The organism is Aminobacter sp. GW821-FHT11F06 (assembly GCF_058808215.1).
Genome location: NZ_JBXARL010000002.1, coordinates 448628 through 465573, shown reverse-complemented (window position 1 = coordinate 465573; position 16946 = coordinate 448628). Strand labels below are relative to the sequence as shown.

20 protein-coding genes are annotated in these 16946 nt (G+C 63.1%); 6 read left to right on the top strand and 14 right to left on the bottom strand.

The window, feature by feature from the left end; all coding sequences use genetic code 11:
- The first annotated feature begins 7 nt into the window (after positions 1-7).
- Positions 8-553: a DUF934 domain-containing protein gene (locus AC1RTB_RS06770; protein WP_492875911.1), complete on the top strand. Its 546-nt coding sequence runs from the start codon at positions 8-10 to the stop codon at positions 551-553.
- Positions 554-580: 27 nt separating this feature from the next.
- On the opposite strand, the gene AC1RTB_RS06765 is transcribed toward AC1RTB_RS06770, so the two are convergent.
- Positions 581-811, bottom strand: a complete 231-nt coding sequence (locus tag AC1RTB_RS06765; RefSeq protein WP_492875909.1) for a hypothetical protein — start codon at positions 809-811, stop codon at positions 581-583.
- Between the two features lie 193 nt (positions 812-1004).
- On the opposite strand from AC1RTB_RS06765, the gene grpE reads away from it, so the two are divergent.
- The 5 genes from grpE (at position 1005) to AC1RTB_RS06740 (ending at position 5507) form a co-directional block, all read left to right on the top strand.
- On the top strand, positions 1005-1682 hold the full coding sequence (gene grpE, locus AC1RTB_RS06760) for a nucleotide exchange factor GrpE (protein WP_492876347.1): 678 nt from the start codon (positions 1005-1007) through the stop codon (positions 1680-1682).
- Between the two features lie 116 nt (positions 1683-1798).
- Entirely contained in the window at positions 1799-2431 is a 633-nt protein-coding gene (locus AC1RTB_RS06755; RefSeq protein WP_492875907.1) for a trimeric intracellular cation channel family protein, read from the top strand.
- A 69-nt stretch (positions 2432-2500) separates the two neighbouring features.
- The gene (locus AC1RTB_RS06750) at positions 2501-3811 is read left to right on the top strand and encodes an NAD(P)/FAD-dependent oxidoreductase (RefSeq protein WP_492875905.1); all 1311 of its coding nucleotides are present in this window, start codon (positions 2501-2503) and stop codon (positions 3809-3811) included.
- 107 nt (positions 3812-3918) lie between these two features.
- Complete coding sequence (locus tag AC1RTB_RS06745; RefSeq protein WP_492875903.1) at positions 3919-4296, top strand: oleate hydratase; 378 nt, start codon at positions 3919-3921, stop codon at positions 4294-4296.
- 35 nt (positions 4297-4331) lie between these two features.
- Positions 4332-5507 (top strand): oleate hydratase, encoded by a 1176-nt coding sequence (locus AC1RTB_RS06740; RefSeq protein ID WP_492875901.1) that lies wholly within the window; start codon positions 4332-4334, stop codon positions 5505-5507.
- Between the two features lie 30 nt (positions 5508-5537).
- Here the strand turns inward: AC1RTB_RS06740 and AC1RTB_RS06735 are convergent, their stop codons facing one another.
- The 13 genes from AC1RTB_RS06735 to sppA form a co-directional block, all read right to left on the bottom strand.
- Positions 5538-5744, bottom strand: coding sequence for a hypothetical protein (locus AC1RTB_RS06735; RefSeq protein WP_492875900.1), 207 nt, complete (start codon positions 5742-5744; stop codon positions 5538-5540).
- Positions 5725-6864, bottom strand: a complete 1140-nt coding sequence (locus AC1RTB_RS06730; protein WP_492875898.1) for an MBL fold metallo-hydrolase — start codon at positions 6862-6864, stop codon at positions 5725-5727. The genes AC1RTB_RS06735 and AC1RTB_RS06730 overlap by 20 nt, the downstream gene beginning before the upstream one ends.
- A 49-nt stretch (positions 6865-6913) precedes the next feature.
- Entirely contained in the window at positions 6914-7267 is a 354-nt protein-coding gene (locus AC1RTB_RS06725; protein ID WP_492875896.1) for an MmcQ/YjbR family DNA-binding protein, read from the bottom strand.
- Positions 7268-7271: 4 nt separating this feature from the next.
- The gene (olsB, locus tag AC1RTB_RS06720) at positions 7272-8102 is read right to left on the bottom strand and encodes a l-ornithine N(alpha)-acyltransferase (RefSeq protein WP_492876345.1); all 831 of its coding nucleotides are present in this window, start codon (positions 8100-8102) and stop codon (positions 7272-7274) included.
- A 199-nt stretch (positions 8103-8301) separates the two neighbouring features.
- On the bottom strand, positions 8302-10593 hold the full coding sequence (locus AC1RTB_RS06715; RefSeq protein WP_492875895.1) for a PAS domain-containing hybrid sensor histidine kinase/response regulator: 2292 nt from the start codon (positions 10591-10593) through the stop codon (positions 8302-8304).
- Positions 10594-10679: 86 nt separating this feature from the next.
- Positions 10680-11432: an SH3 domain-containing protein gene (locus tag AC1RTB_RS06710; RefSeq protein WP_492943802.1), complete on the bottom strand. Its 753-nt coding sequence runs from the start codon at positions 11430-11432 to the stop codon at positions 10680-10682.
- Positions 11433-11720: 288 nt separating this feature from the next.
- Positions 11721-12212, bottom strand: a complete 492-nt coding sequence (gene lspA, locus AC1RTB_RS06705; RefSeq protein ID WP_492875891.1) for a signal peptidase II — start codon at positions 12210-12212, stop codon at positions 11721-11723.
- A gap of 13 nt (positions 12213-12225) precedes the next feature.
- Positions 12226-13062, bottom strand: a complete 837-nt coding sequence (locus AC1RTB_RS06700; RefSeq protein ID WP_492875889.1) for a TrmH family RNA methyltransferase — start codon at positions 13060-13062, stop codon at positions 12226-12228.
- Complete coding sequence (locus AC1RTB_RS06695) at positions 13059-14126, bottom strand: RsmD family RNA methyltransferase (RefSeq protein ID WP_492875887.1); 1068 nt, start codon at positions 14124-14126, stop codon at positions 13059-13061. The genes AC1RTB_RS06700 and AC1RTB_RS06695 overlap by 4 nt, the downstream gene beginning before the upstream one ends.
- A gap of 145 nt (positions 14127-14271) precedes the next feature.
- Positions 14272-15237 (bottom strand): bifunctional Delta(1)-pyrroline-2-carboxylate/Delta(1)-piperideine-2-carboxylate reductase, encoded by a 966-nt coding sequence (lhpI, locus tag AC1RTB_RS06690; protein ID WP_492875885.1) that lies wholly within the window; start codon positions 15235-15237, stop codon positions 14272-14274.
- A gap of 22 nt (positions 15238-15259) precedes the next feature.
- Positions 15260-15589 carry a LapA family protein gene (locus AC1RTB_RS06685; RefSeq protein WP_476800445.1) on the bottom strand — a complete coding sequence of 110 codons (330 nt, stop codon included), beginning with the start codon at positions 15587-15589 and terminating at the stop codon, positions 15260-15262.
- Positions 15590-15632: 43 nt separating this feature from the next.
- Positions 15633-15917 (bottom strand): integration host factor subunit beta, encoded by a 285-nt coding sequence (locus AC1RTB_RS06680; protein WP_055981346.1) that lies wholly within the window; start codon positions 15915-15917, stop codon positions 15633-15635.
- Between the two features lie 42 nt (positions 15918-15959).
- Complete coding sequence (gene sppA / locus AC1RTB_RS06675; protein WP_492875882.1) at positions 15960-16934, bottom strand: signal peptide peptidase SppA; 975 nt, start codon at positions 16932-16934, stop codon at positions 15960-15962.
- Positions 16935-16946: the final 12 nt, after the last annotated feature.

Genomic DNA, 16946 nt, shown 5'->3' with positions numbered 1-16946 from the left:
TTTCCACATGACCGAAGCGACACCGGAGACAAAGATCCGCCTCTGGACACCGGAGGGTTTCCGCGACGACGGCTGGATCCATGCCGAGGACGCGAGCGCTCTTGCCGGCAACAGCCGGGTCATCCTGCCGCTTCAGGTCTTCGTCGACCTCGATCCCGAGCAACGGAAAGCGGCGAAGGAACGCCTTGGCGTGTCGCTCCAGCCGGGAGACCAGCTCGACGAAATCGTCGACCTGCTCGATCAACTGACGCTGGTGGCGCTGGCTTTTCCGGCTTTCAACGATGGGCGTTCGTTCTCGAAGGCCGAATTGCTGCGCAGCCGGCATCACTTTGAAGGTGCCGTGAGGGCGACTGGCCAGGTTCTGATCGACCAGCTGCCGCACATGCTGCGTGTCGGTTTCAACGAGTTCGAGGTCTCGCACCCGGTGTTGCTGAAGCGGCTCGAAAAAGGCGAGGTTGGCGGCTTGCCGCTGCACTACCAGCCGACCGCCAAGCCAGCCGAACTGCCTTTGGAAGGCGCGAAATATTCCTGGCGCCGCGCTTCGGGCGTTTGAGCGCTCCCGGATGAACGCGCGGACGCTCTAGATTCTGCTGAGCATTTTGGGAAGGGACTGCTTCCGTTCGGCGGTGTCCAGCCTGTCGAGCAGGCGACGGAGCTTCTTGGGCAGTTCTTCATCGGCCCGGAATGCGGGCAGCGCTTCCAGCGCGCGCACATTGCTGTCCGAGGTGAGCTGGCGCCTGATATTGGTCGCCAGCTTGGCTGCGGTCTTGTTGGTGCGTATGCTTGGCATGACAAAAGGCCTGTTCTTCATCGGGAGAACTCCTGCCAGATGCAAATGGTTCCCATACTGATGGCCCCGCCATGGCAATGGTCGGCTTGTGTGGTAAAATTTGAATTAACATTGAATTTTCGAGGCTTGCCGGCCCCGGGCCAAAAGGGCCGCGAGGCGCGGCATCCGGTCCCCATGTGGCCGTTGCCCCTTGATTTTTGGCACCCAAACCTCGATATCGGGCGCAACTTCCAACGTATCCGAACAACGGGAAATGGCGATGAGCGACCAGGCAAAAGACGAACGCGCGCCCGACGAGACGGCGGCTGCCGAGGCCCAGGCCGAAAAGATCGAGGGCGCTGTCGATGGCGATTATGAAGCGGTCGTGCGACTGCTGAAAGAAAACGAAGAACTCAAGGACCGCGCGCTGCGCACGGTTGCCGAGATGGAGAACCTGCGCCGCCGCACCGCGCGTGACGTGCAGGATGCGCGTGCCTATTCGGTGGCCAATTTCGCCCGCGACATGCTTTCGGTGTCGGACAATCTGCGCCGCGCCATCGAAGTGGTTTCCGACGAGGCCAAGGCTGCTGGCGGTGACGGCTTGGCAAGCCTCATCGAAGGCGTCGAGGTGACCGAGCGTGCGATGCTCACGGCTCTGGAACGCCATGGCGTGCGCAAGCTCGACCCTCAGGGTGAGAAGTTCGACCCCAATTTCCATCAGGCGATGTTCGAGGTGCCGAACCCCGATGTGCCGGCCAACACCGTCGTGCAGGTCATGCAATCCGGCTACACCATCGGTGACCGCGTCCTGCGTCCGGCCATGGTCGGCGTCGCCAAGGGCGGCCCCAAGCATGTCTCCGAGGCCCCGGCCGAGCCCGGCCCGGTCAACGAACAGGCCGAAAAAGACGCGTGAGGAATGAGCGAATAGGGAGTAGCGAATAGGGAATTGGCGGATAATGTAGCTGCAAAGCTGGGGCCCGCTATGTTTTTTCCCTATTCGCTATTTCCTACTCCCTATTCGCTCCTCTCATGAATCCACTGCTCTATCTCGACTATGCCGGCGTGGCGGTGTTTGCCGCCACCGGCGCGCTTGCTGCCTCGCGCAAGGAACTCGACGTCATCGGGTTCTTGTTCCTGGCAAGTTTTACCGGCATCGGCGGCGGCACAGTGCGCGACGTCATCCTTGGCCTGCCGGTGTTCTGGGTGGTCAACCCGGCCTATGTGCTGGTCTGCGCCGCGGTCGCGGTGCTTGTCTTCTTCACCGCCCACCTCGTTGAATCCCGTTACAAGCTTCTGCTCTGGCTCGATGCGCTTGGCATGTCGGCCTATGCCGCCATCGGTGCCGCCAAGGGCTTGGCCGCGACCGGTTCGCCGACGGTCGCCATCGTCATGGGCCTTTTGACCGCCACTTTCGGCGGTATCCTGCGCGACCTGCTCGCCGGCGAACCTTCGGTGCTGCTCAAGCCTGAAATCTATGTCTCGGCGGCGATGGTGGGGGCCGGCATCTACACGCTCGCCGAGATTGCCGAATTGCCGCCGCAGGTGTCGGCGGTCGTCGCCTTTGTCGCTGCCTTCATGGTCCGTGGCGGGGCGCTGAAGTTCGGCTGGACCTTCCCCGCTTACCGCAGCCGTCCCGGCCGAAATCCGGAGGATATTCCGTGAGGATCAAAGCCGCGCCTCGCTTCTGAAGCTAGGCTTTTGCATAGGCCTAACCAGCAGAGGACAACCTCCATGCAACAGCGAATAGTGGTCGTCGGTGCCGGCTTCGGTGGCCTGGAGGTCGTGAAGGGCCTTGCCGGCGCACCGGTCAGCATCACCTTGATCGACCGGCGCAATCATCACCTCTTTCAGCCATTGCTTTACCAGGTCGCCACCGCCTCGCTGGCGACATCCGAGATCGCCTGGCCGATCCGTTCGCTTGTATGGGACAGGCCGGAGGTGACGACCGTTCTGGCTAACGTGACGGGTGTCGACGCGGAACGCCGCCACGTGCTGCTCGAAGATGGCTCGACTGTGCCTTACGACAGCCTCGTTCTGGCAACCGGCGCCCGGCATGCCTATTTCGGTCACGACGAGTGGGAGCCTTATGCCCTTGGCTTGAAGACGCTGGAGGATGCAACGACGATCCGACGGCGCATCCTGGTGGCATTCGAACGAGCCGAGCAGGAGACCGATCCTGAAAAGCAGGCTGCCCTGTTGACCTTCGTCATCGTTGGTGCCGGCCCGACCGGGGTGGAACTGGCCGGAACGATTGCCGAACTGGCGCAGGACACACTGCGGCGCGAATTCCGCAACATCGACACGGGCAAGGCGCGGGTCGTGCTGATCGAAGCTGGCCAGCGCGTTCTGGCAGGGTTTCCCGAAGACCTGTCGGACTATGCGCTAAGTTCGCTTCGCAAGCTTGGCGTCGAGGTCGAGCTCGGGCGAGCGGTCTCCGACTGCGCCGCCGACAGCGTCACCTTTGGCGATATCAGGCTGGCGACCAGGACGATCATCTGGGCTGCAGGCGTGCGTGCATCACCCGCTGCCGAGTGGCTGGGGGCACCTGCAGACAGGGCGGGACGCATCCAGGTGATGCCTGACCTTACGGTGCCCGGCCGCCCCGAGATATTCGCCATCGGCGATACCGTGACAGTGAGCGGGCCGGACGGAAAGCCAGCGCCAGGGATCGCACCCGCTGCCAAGCAGGAAGGCCGACACGTCGCCGCCATCATCAAGGCACGGCTACGCGGCGATACCAAGCCCAAGCCGTTCCACTACCGCCACCAGGGCAGCCTCGCCCAAATCGGCAAGCGCCGCGCGGTCATCGATTTCGGGCGGATCAAACTGCGCGGTGCCTTGGCGTGGTGGCTGTGGGGCATCGCCCACATCTACTTCCTCATCGGCTCGCGGGCCCGGCTCAGTGTCGCCATCAACTGGCTTTGGATTCACGCCCGCAACCAGCGCAGCGCCCGGCTGATCACACAAGGCGAGGCGCAGATCGAATCGCCCGGCATTTCGGCCAGTCAGGACGCCGCCAAGGCCAGGTCGCCGCGGAAGTAACTATGAGGCCAAATGGCTCTTGATGGCCGTGTCATTTCGCTTTCATCGAACCTGTGACAAGGTAAGCTTCGCAGAAGATTTCGACTGAATATCAAAGGAGATTTCGTATGCCGGCCTCGTCGAACTCCAAGGTCTATCTTGTCGGCGGCGGCATCGCGTCGCTTGCGGCCGCGGCTTTTCTGATCCGCGACGCCGGCTTGCCGGGTGAAAACATCCACATCCTCGAACAATTGAATATCACCGGAGGATCGATGGATGGCGCACCGGCACCGACGCCCGAGGGTGGCTATGTCACGCGCGGCGGGCGGATGTTCGAGGAGGAGTATTACGTCTGCCTGTGGAACCTGCTGGAAACGATCCCGACACTCGAGAATCCGGCAATCAGCGCGCGCCAGGAATTTCTCGCCTTCAACAAAGATCATCCCACGCATGCGAAGGCCCGCATCATCCTGTGCGATCGTTCCATTCCCGATGCTCCAGGTTAGGCCTTGGCACCCGCGACCGCGCCGATCTCGTCCGTTTGCTCGCTTTGCCGGAACACCGCATCGGCGCGCAGCGCATCGAGGATTTCTTCCAGCCCGAATTCTTCGAGTCCAATTTCTGGTGCATGTGGCGCACCACCTTCGCGTTCCAGAATTGGCATTCGGCGATCGAATTGAAGCGCTATTTCCTGTGCTTCGTGCAGGAATTCGACCGTATCCACACGCTCGGCGGCGTTCGGCGCAGCAAATACAACCAGTACGATTCCGTTATTCGCCCGATCCAGAAATGGATCGAGGACCGTGGCGTCCGGATCGAATTCGGCGTCACCGTCGAAGACATCGAGTTTGCCGACGCTGAGGCCAGGCGCGCCTCACAGTTGACGGTGCTTCGCGCAGGCAGGCCGGAAACGATCGAGCTGGGTCCCGATGATTTTGTCTTTGTCACCAATGGTTCGATGACCTCCGATACGACCTATGGCGACAGCTCGACGGTGCCCGAGATCATCCGCGACAAGCGCGACGGGTCATGGCGGCTGTGGGAGACCATCGCCAAGAAAGCCCGTGACTTCGGCCGCCCCAATGCCTTCTGCGGCAACATCGACGAGACGAAATGGGAATCCTTCACGCTGACGATGAAGGGCTCGAAGCTGCTCGACCGCATTCAGCAATATACCGGCAACGTGCCCGGAGAAGGCGCGTTGATGACCTGGAAGGACTCGCGCTGGCTTTTGTCGATCGTTGTGCCGGCCCAGCCTCATTTCATGAACCAGGAACCCGACACCTACACGCTTTGGGGCTATTCACTGTTTGGCGACGTTGAAGGCGACTTCGTCGAAAAGAAGATGGATGACTGCACCGGCACGGAAATCCTGACGGAACTGCTTGGCCATCTCGGCTTCGACGACATCGCCGAGGAGGTCCATCGCACAACCAAGGTGACGACGGTGCAGATGCCCTACATCGACGCACAGTTCCAGCGCCGCGTGGTGGCGGACCGGCCGCTGGTGGTCCCCAAGGGTGCCCAGAATTACGCTTTCCTCGGGCAGTTCGTCGAAATCCCCGAAGCCGTCGTGTTCACTGTCGACTATTCGGTGCGCGCAGCGATGATGGCGGTCTATCACCACTTCGATATCGATAAGCCGATCCCGCCGCTTTATCACGGGCTCAGCGATCCGAAGGTGGCCTGGTCCGCGCTGAGGACGGCGTTTGCCTGAGACGTCGACTCTGGCGCGCGTTGATCGCCGTCAGCTGGATGCGTTCGTTGCCCGCGCCTTGGCATCGCGCTGGTAGACGGCAAAGATCGCCTTGCCGATGAGCGACGTTTCCGCCTCGACGCATCGTGCGTAGACGTTCGCGCGGATTTGCTGGATCTCCTGATCCTCGGGTAGCGCCGTGGCGGCGAATTCGATCAAATGCGCCGCAAGCCGTGTCTCACCGCCTTCGGCGAGCAACGCCGCGCGTTCCGCGAGCTTCTGCGAGCTTCTGCGCTCCGCCGGCAAGTGAAGCAATCTCGCTCCCCAATTCGACTGCCGGGGCCGGCTTGAGGTGGGCGGGGTTGCCGTCAAACCAGCCCGCATAAAGGTGCCAGATGTTGCGGACGACAAACTCCGGGTCATCGTATTTTGGCAGCAGATAAGGTTTGGCAAGCAGGCCCGGTGGGGCTGAAACCGAGTGGAGAATCTCGTCCAGCGAGCGTCCGTTGTTCATGAGTTCGAGTGTCTGCGACGTCAGGCTTTCCAGCACTTCGGCGCCGTCGTTCAGAATCTGATCTGCCCGGGTCGAGCCCGCGATCACAGGGCCGTGGCCGGGAACAAGCACGTCCGGTTTCAGGGCCTGCATGCGCCGCAGGGCCGACGCCCAATCCAGCGCAAAGCGCTGAACCTTGCGTGGATTGCCGGCATTGGGAAACACCCAGATGACGAAATCGCCGCTCACCAGGATGCGCTTTTGCGGCGCCCAGACGAAGGTCGCGTCGTCGGTCTCGCCGCGACCGTGGAAGAGTTCAAGCTGCAGCCCGCCAATCGTCAGTGCGAGATTGTCGTCATAAACCTCGTCGGGACGGCGGTGGTCGCTGGGGAACGTATAGCCCGGCTGGTTGAACTGGCGGCCCATCACAATGCTGTTGAGGTCATGGGTTGTGTCATATCGCCTGAAGCGCTCCAGAACATTGCGATGCGCGATGATGCGCGGACGCGACACCCCTCTCGCATCCGCCTCCTGGTCAAGCAGCCGTGCCCCCCAGGTATGATCGATATGCCCGTGCGTATAGATGACGGTATGAACCGGCGCATCGTCCCATTCGCGCAATATGGCAAGCGTCTGGCTGGCGGTTTCGCGGCTGCCCGTATCGACAAGCACCAAGCCTTCGGCGGTGCGAAAGGCCGTCGCATTTCCAAAGAGATAGCCGGTGTGGATGGCGATCGCATCATCCGCGATCTGCCGCGCAAAGCCGCCTGAGACAGCATCACTCCATTCCTCCATCGCCGCTTCGCCATTCCAGAGGCGTTCGAACAGCTCGTCTTTCACCACCACATCGGCCTCCTTCTGCACAGCATCGTCGCAAGATTTCACAGCATGACTATGCCTGAGTCGGCTGAGAATGGCCGCGTGCCAGCGACGTTTAGCCTCTGTCCTGCCGAGCCTTGACCAGGCTTTTCGGTGCCCGCATCAGCCAGGCACGTTCGAGCCGGGCTCTGAGCTGGTCGATCGGAATCTCGTGGATGCGCACCAGCATCGCCGGCCAGCCCTTGTAATGCGCGGTTTCGAAATAGAGCTGCGGATCAGCCTCCATCAGCATCTCTTTTTCCTCAAGCGCGCACATCACGACGACAGTGTCGGCATCCTTGACGCGGCAGAGGAGTTTCTTGCGGACGTGGAGAGACGGCGTGCCGTAGGAGATGCCTTCGACAACCTCCGGCAGGCCTTGCGCTGCTGCGCGCAGCTTGTCGAAGGCGCTGGAGAGATCGCCTGTCACTGATCTAGGCGGCGAAGCGCTGCGCTTCCCCGCCGTAATAATTGATGTAGCGGGCGCCGATTTCCTTGACCGGCATGACGATGAAGACGTCGGTCGTGCCAAAATCGTGGTCGATGACGCAGCCGTCGCCGATCTTGGCGCCGACGCGCAGATAGCCCTTGACCAGCGGCGGCATCGCCGTGATCGCCGCCTTGGCATTGACCGCCTCGATCGGCATCAAATCCATGGCGCAATAGCGCGACGCGACCGCGCGCACGTCCCAGTCAGCGCTCGTGCGGCAATGATGGGCAAGATAGGTCAGCGCCTCGGCATGTGCCGCGGGCACCGTGCCGTGGAAGGAGGCGCAACCAGTCATGACGTCGATGTCGTAGCGGTTGAGATAGGCCCAGATGCCTTGCCACAGCGCCTCGATGGTCCGCTTGGAGCGGTACTCGGGCAGCACGCAGGAGCGGCCGAGCTCAAGGAAGCGCTGGCCGGGATGGCGCGCGATGAGCTTGTTCAGCTCGAATTCGTCATCGGAATAAAACCCGCCCGCCTCGGTCGCGCGCTCCTGGCGCAGCAGCCGGTAGGTGCCGACGATGCGGCGATGCTCCGGACCGTTGATCGAGGTGTCGAAGACCAGCAGGTGGTCGCAGACTTCGTCGAAGCGGTCAGCGTCGCGGCGTTCGACCGAGTGAAACGTCTGCTTCCGGGCACCGAGTTCGTCAAAGAACACGCGGTAGCGGACTTCCTGCGCGGCAGCGATCTCTGATTCGTCCCGGGCGAGGCGAACTTCCAGCGTACCGATCCGTCCGAGCGGTGTACCTGGCAGCAAAGGTTTGGAAGGCACTGTCAACTTGGCGCCGTTGGCTTTCTGAGTGTCACTGTCCGGCAAGGCTGTATGCACGGGTGATTCTCCTTCGAGCCATCCCTCCTGGCGCGGGGATACGGTGTCGGTGCTACAGGATTGTGACAGTATCGTGATCGACCCGCGCGGGCAAGACTGCGCGGGCAAGCAACAGCGCCTAGCCGGCTAGGGAAATCGACAGAAGTAGTCAGGCGGCGGCGCGCTGTTCGACAAGATTTATCAGGACGTCCGGGTCCAGCGGCTTGGTGACGAAGCCGTTCGCACCATGGGCGAGCACGGCATGGCGGGTCTTTTCCTGGCTGTCGGCCGACAAGACCATGATCGGCACGGCGGAAAGCCCATGTTGCTCTTCATGCCTCCGGATGGCCGAAATCGCGTCCAATCCGTCCATTACGGGCATATGCAGGTCCATCAGCACGACGTCGTAGCGGCGTTTGCGCGCGGCACCCGTCACCGCCTCGACGGCAGCCTTGCCGTTGTTGACGACATCGACCCGGTGTCCTGCCTTCAGCAGCACTGCGCGTGCCAGCATGGCGTTGATGTCGTTGTCCTCGGCGATGAGCACCGACAGGCCACGAAGATGTGAATTAGCCGCAGGCTTGGCGACGGTGCGGCGGTTTGCGGGCTGCGCTTGCCCTTGAACGACGCCCTGATTCGCCAGCAACACCCGCAGCAAGGTGTCGCCGCGCACCGGCCGCGCGAGGAAGGTGGCGTAGCCGCTGGCACGCAATTCGCCCAAAAGGCCGCGGTCGTTCGGGGCGATCAGTGTCACCGCTTCGCTTGCGGCAAAGCCGTTCTCGCGCAGCTGCCTCAGCATGCGGCCGTCATTTTCTTCCATTGCCGCATCGATCAGGACCGCGTTGCAGCCATCGGCAAAACCCTGTGCCTGTTCGGGCGTGACGGCGATGTCGGCGCTGCCGCCATGGGCGCGGATGGCCTCGGCGATTACCTCGGCCTCTGTGGTGTTCCTGGACAGGATCACCACACGGCGGCCGGCAAGCACGTCGGCGCTGGCTTGTGCGTCGTCAGTGGCGCCGAAGGCGGGCAGATCGAAGGAGAACTCCGAACCTTCGCCCGAAATGCTGTTGGCCGATATCGTGCCGCCCATCGAGGTCACCAGGCGCTTGGAGATGGCAAGCCCGAGGCCAGCACCGCCATGTGAGCGGGTCGAGGTGCCGTCGGCTTGCTCGAATTCTTCGAAGATGCGCTCCATGTCCTCGGCGCGCAGGCCCGATCCCGTATCGGTCACTGTGAAGCGGATCTTGTTTGGGTGCGTGTCGCGGATACGCTCGACGCCAAGCCAGACGCCACCGGTATCGGTGAATTTTATGGCGTTGCCGATCAGGTTGAGCAGCACCTGGCGCACGCGGCCCGGATCTGCGGTGATCATTTGCGGCACGTTGAGCGCAACATGGCAGCCAAGGCCGATGCCCTTGCCGAACGCGCGCGAGGCCAAAAGCTCGACCACATTGTCGGCGATCTCGCGCGGCGACATCGGCTGCGGTTCGGGATCGAAGCGTCCTGCCTCGATTTTCGAATAGTCGAGCAGGTCCTCGATCAGCGCCAGAAGCGCGCTCGCCGACGTCGAGATCGCGCCGACATAGGTGCGCTGCTCGGGCGACAGCTCGGTGTCGTGCAAAAGCTTTGCCATGCCCATGATGCCGTTCATCGGCGTGCGGATTTCGTGGCTTACGGTGGCCAGGAAGCGTGATTTTGCCTGGCTCGCATATTCAGCGCGCTCGCGTGCGCCGATGAGCGCGGTTTCGGCGCGCTTGCGGGCTGTGATGTCGCGGGCGATCGCCCGGTGCGACACGGCGTTGCTGGTCTTGTCGCGGACCGAAAGCTCGGTCCAGGAAAACCAGCGCACCACGCCGTTCGAACGGATGCCGACATCGGTGGAGCTCAGGCATTCGCCATCGGCGAAGGCGGCGTCCGGCACGATGCCGACATCGACGCCGAGTTCCGACAAGGTGCGGCCGGCGAGATCACGCTGGTCCTGGCCGATGAGGCCGGCGAACACCTTGTTGGCATAGACGATGCGGCCGTCGCGATCGCGGTGCACGACCAGGTCGCCGAGCGCGTCGATGAGGCCGCGAAAGCGCTCTTCGCTTTCCTGCAACTCCCACATCCGGTCGGCCAGCGTCTCGATTTCGGCGCGGCTGCGCGAAGCGCTTTCGGTGATCGCTTCGGCTGCGCGTTCGCGCTCGCCAAGGCTGCGCGACAGCAGCGCCAGGCCGGTGAGGGCGGCGATCAGCAGGCCGATGCTGATGAAGGCTGGTGCGCCGGTCAGGTGGGCCATGCCCGCGAGCACAAACACGGCGACGATCGTGATGAAATAGAGCCCGCGCGGCGGCTCCTTCGGCAATTGCGGCTCAAGCGGTGGCGGGGTGATGGTGAGGCGATGCGCCAGCGTCTCGGCTTCGCTGCCGGCCGCGCCTTGCGTCGTTTTGTCCTTCGCTATGCCAGGCTCCGTCATCATGGCGGAAGCCTAGCACCGAGTGCTTAGGGAAGATTTGGACGGATCGTTCGAATTTTAGCGGTCGCGCCGATTTCCGGCGCCGGACGCTATTGGATGTAGGTTTTGAAGACGTAGCCGCGCTTGCCGTTGAAGACGATCTCGCACCACTGTGTGCACGAGACCAGTTCGACGGCGGTTTTGGCCGGGATGACGCCCAAAACCTGACCACCTTTTTGCGGGGTGGCGCGCATGTTCACCGAACGCTTGATCTTGACCTCGCGGCCACCTTGGCTTGGTTCGTCGGCGGTCTTGACCTCGGCTTCCATCGCGTCGACGGCAGCGGTTTCAGCAGGGTCGGGCTTGGTGGTCTCTGCGAGCGCGAGTGGGGCTGTCTCGTCAGGGTCTTTGGCGATGATGTTTTCGGCGCCTGGAATGGCGGGCATCGCTTCGAGCGGCCGGTTCGCTGCCGCAGCCACCACCTGCGCCCAGCGCGGATCGGCGGCGAGCGGCATGTCGGTCGCCGCTTCAGATGCCGACGCCTCGGAAACCAGGATCGAAGTGCGGGTCGTGGCGACCCGTTCCTTGCGGCCGGTCGGTTCGGCGGCGATGGTGGTGATCTTTTCTTTTGCCGGCTGGGCTGTAGCCTGCTGGGCCTCTTGCGCCGTATTGGCCGAGTGCTGGCCCATATGCGGCACGATGAACAGTGCCGAAACGGCGGTCACGCTCATCAGCGCGGTCATCGCCAGCACGCCGCAGACCAGGCCGCGATTGGGCGCGTTCTCACGCCAGGAGGCGGGCTCGGCTTTCGTGAACATCATAGCGGAGCGCGGCTGATTGGCTGCGCCCAACCCGAAGGGCATTTTCACTAGCAACTCTCCAAACAGGCCCCAAGCGCTCGGAATATTGAGCGTCCCCACCCGTCGTTTCGACCCGCAAATCTACGCCGCGTAGCCGCAAGATAGTTTCAGTCGGTACCTAACGGCCCGTCCACCGAACGCACCATGATGACCGATTGTGGCAGACCTTGGACCCGATTGCGACCTTCATGAAAAAATTCTTAACCGCAAAGTGAAGTCTGTGCGTAAGCTGCGACTGACTTCACGGCACTGTCACAATGCGTATTGTAACTTGATCTATGCCGCCGCCCGCTACTTGTCGGAGGCTGCGGTTTCGCCGCGCCCGCGACGCCAGCTCAGGAACTCGTCGAGCACCACCAGTGCCGCACCGACCGAGATGAAGGCGTCGGCGAGGTTGAAGATGGCAAACGACCACACCGGCGTGTGGAACAAGATGTAGTCGATGACATGGCCGTAGACAGTGCGGTCGATGAGATTGCCGAGCGCGCCGCCGACGATCAGCGCGAAGCCGAAGCGCGAGATGATCTGCGCCGGCGTCGTGCGGATGGCCAGGTAGGTGACGAGCGCGACGACGATCGCGGTCAGCGCGATCAGGCCGGTGTCGCCGACGCTGGAGAACATCGAAAAGGCGATTCCGGTGTTGTAGGTGCGGTACAGCGCCAGGAAGGGCAGCACGTCGACCTTCTCGTGCATCACGAGGTTGGCTTCGACAAGGACCTTGATCCACTGGTCGAGGGCTACGGCCAAGGCCGTCACAACGCCATAGAATGCTGCGGATTTCACTGGGCGCCGTCTCCTAAAGTGTGAGCGCGTTGCGCCGGATCTCAAACAGCATGACGCCGGTGGCGACCGCCAGATTGAGCGAATCGGCGCGGCCCGCCTGCGGGATGCGCAAAAGCTTGTCGCAGGCCTCGGCCAGATTGTCGGGCAGGCCTTGCTGCTCGTTGCCCATCATCAGCAGAACCGGGCGGTTGCCGAAATCGACCGAGCGGTAGTCGACAGCGCCCTTGAGATGGGTACCGGCGACAGTGCCGGCAAAATCCTTGCGCCAGGCAAGAAACGCCTCCGGATTGGTCTTGGCGACCGGAACCGCGAAGATCGAGCCCATGGTGGCGCGCACGGTTTCGAGCGAAAACGGATCGGTTGTCTCGCCAACGAGGATGATGCCCTTGGCCCCGACAGCATCGACAGTGCGGATGACGGTGCCGAGATTGCCGGGATCGCGCACCCGGTCGAGCGCCACCCAGACATCGTTACCTCTAGGGCGAACATCCTTGAGCGGCACGAAACGCTGGCTGAACACACCGACGACCGCCTGCGGGTTGTCGCGGCGGGTGATCGCCGTCAGCACTTTTTCGGAGACTTCGAGCACGTCGCCACCCAAGGCGACGGTGCGCGCCGCGACCTTTTCCACGGCGGCGTTGCCTAGCGCGGACTTGGCGAAGATCAGCGTCTTGATGGTCCAGCCGAGATCGAGCGCGTCGATGACGAGCTTCAGCCCTTCGGCCATGAAGGCATTCTGCTGGTCGCGGAATTTCTTCTGCGCCAGCGCCTTGATGTCCTTGACCAGCGGGTTGGCGAGGCTGGTCACCTCCTTGACGCGGCCCGGCGCTCCGGTGCGGTGTTCGCTCATTTGGCCACCCAGCGCGAAAAGAGGGAAGTCGAAAGCGCGCGTCCCGCCGATTTCTCGCGGATGACCAGCTCGCCCGATTCGATGGTGCCGCCCATGCCGGCGAAGGTGTCGCGCATCAAGGCGTGGATGGCGAAGAATGAGGCGCGGATCGAATAGGCGGTCAGCACCATGGCCAGCGGCTTGGGCGTCAGGATCGAGCGACAGATGTCGGTCAGAACAGGCAGGTGTTCGAACAGTTGCCAGACCTCACCCTTGGGGCCACGGCCATAGGCCGGCGGATCGAACAGGATGATGTCGTAGCGGCTGCCGCGGCGTTCCTCGCGCTCGGCGAATTTCATTGCGTCGTCGCAGATCCAGCGGATCGGCTTGTTGGCGAGGCCGGCCATTTCCTGGTTTTCACGCGCCCAGCCGATGGCTTTCTTGGAAGCGTCGACATGGGTGACCTCGGCACCGGCGCGTGCGGCGACCAGCGAGGCAAGCCCGGTATAGCCAAACAGGTTGAGCACCTTGACCGGGCGCTTGGCGTCCTCGATCAGCCGGGCCATGTGGTCCCAGTGCGTCGCCTGCTCGGGAAACACCCCGACATGGCGGAACGAGGTGAAGCGGCCCTGATAGTGCAGCCCGTCATGGCGCATCGGCCAGGTTTCGCCGAGCGGCATCTTGGGGAAACGCCAGCGGCCAAGGCCTTCCTCGTCGGTGTCGCCGGTGAAGACGGCGTCGGCGTTTTCCCACTGCCTGGCCGGCAGGGCCGGCTGCCAGATCGCCTGGCCTTCGGGCCGCACGATCCGGTAGGGGCCATATTGCTCGAGCTTGAGGCCCGCGCCGCTGTCGAGCAACGCGTAATCGTCATTGGGCAAGACTTCGAGGATCAGCGGCAGGCGTTCTGCGGGCAGGGCGCCTTCGCGACGGACAAGCTTGCGCGGCTCGGCCTTGGGCTCTGGGGTCGCCTCTTGCCTGGGAGCAGGGCGATGCTCTTCACGGGCGCGCGTTGGCGCAGGTGCCGTCGCACCCTGGCGGGGCGGCTGAGGCCGGCTGTCGCGGCGCTTGTCACGCGGGTGCTTCAAGAAATTGTATCTCCGGGCTGTTGGCCGCTTTTGGCATACGGCCCAGAACTCCGCAATTGGGGTTATCAGCTACGCCTCGGGCTTTGCCTGCTCAGCGAACACGACTTCCGCCTGATCGCGGAAGCTATGGGCGCCGATTCCAGCGTTAACGCTTGAGCGCCTTGTAGACGGCGATGCCGGCGGCGAGGTCTTCGAGCGCCGCGCCCACCGACTTGAACAAGGTGATTTCGTCCGCCGACTGGCGGGCTGGTTTCTGGCCACGGGCCAGTTCATGCAGGTCGGCGACGATGTCTTCTGCCTTGAGCACGCCCGATGCAATCGGCTGGACGATGTCGCCGGCTTCCTTGGTGGCGCCTGCGCGGGTGTCGACATAGACGCGCGACTTGCTGATCGCTGCATCATCGGCCTCGCGCATGCCGGGCGTGAAGCCGCCGACGAGATCGACATGGCAACCTGGCTTGAGCATTGCGCCCTTGACCAGCGGTGTCGTCGAGATCGTGCCGGCGGTGACGATGTCAGCCCAGCCAAGTTCGGCATCGAGGTCGGAGACGGCGGTCGCTTCAAAGCCTTCGCCGCGCAGCGAAGCGGCCAGCGTCTCGGCATTGGCGATTGTGCGGTTCCAGATGCGGATCTGCTTGATCGGCCGCACGGCAGCGTGGGCGCGTGCCAGGAACTTGCACTGCGCGCCGGCACCGATCACCAGAAGCTTCGAGGCATCCTCGCGCGCCAGATAGGAGGCGGCGAGCGCCGAAGCGCAAGCCGTGCGCCATTGCGTCAGGCGCGGGCCGTCCATAAGCGCCTGCGGCTCGCCGGTGATGCCGTCGAGCAGCAGATAGACGCCAACGACCGCCGGTTTGGCGATGTCGTTGTTGTCGGGCGACACGGTGACGATCTTGACGCCGATATGCCCGTCGGTTCCAGCACCCGCTGCCTTGAAGTCGGTCCAGGCCGGCATCAGGAGCAGGGTCGAATCCGTGCCTTCGGCGCGTTCGACGGTGTGGTGGTGGCGCACTGGCTGCACCGCGCCTTCGCGAAAGGCGGTGCGCAATGTCTCGACCAATCCGGGAAAGGTAAGCGCCCGGTCGATGTCATCGGCCGAAAATTGCAGCATCGGTTTCTCCCTGAAGGCTTATCTAGTTGGGGCGCGGCAAGGCCGGGCCTTGCGCGACGGGCGGCCGCTGGGCCGCCGCCTGACGCAGGCTCTCGGCTTCGAGCCCGCGCTGGCGCGCCACCTTGCGGTAGCGGCCCTGCTTGAGCCATGTCACGGCGCCGCCCAAGATCACGCCGAGCGCCAGTGCCGCAAACAGCAGCACAAACAGCGGCGCCTGGATGGTCAGCGCGGGATTGCCCGGATTGAACGGGTCGAGCGTGAATGCGGTGGCGGCGCGGTTGGCGACGGCAAGTGCGATGAGCACGATTGCCACCGGCACGAAGACGACGATGAGCATGAAGCGATTGAACATGGATATTCCCGTTTAAGCCCCGCCGTTTTGGTCGCTTCGCGACCTATTTCGCGGAGTTCAGCCGCTCGCGCAGCTCCTTGCCGGTCTTGAAGAACGGCACCCACTTTTCCTCGACCTCGACGGATTCGCCGGTGCGCGGGTTGCGGCCGGTGCGGGCCGGGCGGTTCTTGACCGAAAACGCCCCAAAGCCGCGCAGCTCGACGCGATTGCCGTCGGCAAGCGCATCAGTGATCTCGTCGAAAATGGCGCTGACGATGTTCTCGACATCCCGTAGGAAAAGATGCGGATTGCGTGTGGCAATAATTTGCACCAGTTCAGACTTGATCATATGCGCGGTCCCCGTCGAGATGGTGATGATTTTATTTGTTTTTCAGCCGCCAGACACGGCTTTTTCAGCCTGCCAGAGCGACAGCATACCGTCAAGGAACAAGCGGTCGGCGCCCATCTCCCTGATCAGTTCCGACGAAAGATCGCCGGCACCGAACGCCCGGCCCAGCGCCTGGGCAAGCGCTGTCGGCAAGAAGAAGCTGCTGCTGCGTGCCGGCTTCCACTCGACCACCGACAGCTTGGCATCGACGCCCTTGGTGCCGAGCCAGGCAATCGCTTGATCTTCACCGCCGACCTCGTCGATCAGCTTGTTGGTGAGCGCCTGGCGCCCGGTGAAGACCCTGCCGTCGGCAAGGGCGGTGGCTTCGGCCTTGGACATCGAGCGGCGATCGGCGACGATGCCGACGAACCAGTCGTAGCTGTCCATGATCATGTTGCGCACCATGGCGCGCTCTTCTTCAGTCGTCGGCTTGAACGGCGAGGGAGTGGCCTTCAGCGGCGACGACTTCACCTCCTCGAGCTTGACGCCGATCTTGTCCATCAGGCCGGTCAGGTCAGGATATTGCACCAGAACGCCGATCGAGCCGACGATGGAGGACTTGCGCGCCACGATATGGTCGGTGGCCGTGGCGATCATGTAGCCGGCCGAAGCAGCCAGCGTGCCGACCTGGGTGACGACAGGCTTTTCGGCGGCAAGCTTGCGCACGGCATCGAAGATCGCTTCGCCGCCGGCGGTGGTGCCGCCGGGCGAATCGATCGACAGGATCACGCCCTTGACCGCGGCCGACTTGCGGACGTCGTCGATGCGCTTGAGCAGTTCTTCGTCCTCGGTGATCGTGCCGTCGATCCTGATCTTGGCGATATGGTCGCTGGTGACGCCAGGAATTCGCTCGCCGGCGAGCCAGGTCGACAGGCCGACAATGGCCAATGCGGCAATGACAAAGGCCGCGACGCGCCAGAATGTCAGTTTGCGCCGCAACCGGCGTCGGTCGATGAGGTCGTCGGCTTTCATGGACATGGCGTGCCTCGC

Coding starts and splice junctions, on each gene's coding strand:
- AC1RTB_RS06715 (WP_492875895.1), bottom strand. CDS start 10,593: ATGATGACGGAGCCTGGCATAGCGAAGGACAAAACGACGCAAGGCGCG.
- AC1RTB_RS06765 (WP_492875909.1), bottom strand. CDS start 811: ATGAAGAACAGGCCTTTTGTCATGCCAAGCATACGCACCAACAAGACC.
- AC1RTB_RS06710 (WP_492943802.1), bottom strand. CDS start 11,432: ATGCCCTTCGGGTTGGGCGCAGCCAATCAGCCGCGCTCCGCTATGATG.
- AC1RTB_RS06680 (WP_055981346.1), bottom strand. CDS start 15,917: ATGATCAAGTCTGAACTGGTGCAAATTATTGCCACACGCAATCCGCAT.
- AC1RTB_RS06755 (WP_492875907.1), top strand. CDS start 1,799: ATGAATCCACTGCTCTATCTCGACTATGCCGGCGTGGCGGTGTTTGCC.
- AC1RTB_RS06745 (WP_492875903.1), top strand. CDS start 3,919: ATGCCGGCCTCGTCGAACTCCAAGGTCTATCTTGTCGGCGGCGGCATC.
- AC1RTB_RS06685 (WP_476800445.1), bottom strand. CDS start 15,589: ATGTTCAATCGCTTCATGCTCATCGTCGTCTTCGTGCCGGTGGCAATC.
- AC1RTB_RS06700 (WP_492875889.1), bottom strand. CDS start 13,062: ATGAGCGAACACCGCACCGGAGCGCCGGGCCGCGTCAAGGAGGTGACC.
- lhpI (WP_492875885.1), bottom strand. CDS start 15,237: ATGCTGCAATTTTCGGCCGATGACATCGACCGGGCGCTTACCTTTCCC.
- AC1RTB_RS06750 (WP_492875905.1), top strand. CDS start 2,501: ATGCAACAGCGAATAGTGGTCGTCGGTGCCGGCTTCGGTGGCCTGGAG.
- sppA (WP_492875882.1), bottom strand. CDS start 16,934: ATGTCCATGAAAGCCGACGACCTCATCGACCGACGCCGGTTGCGGCGC.
- AC1RTB_RS06770 (WP_492875911.1), top strand. CDS start 8: ATGACCGAAGCGACACCGGAGACAAAGATCCGCCTCTGGACACCGGAG.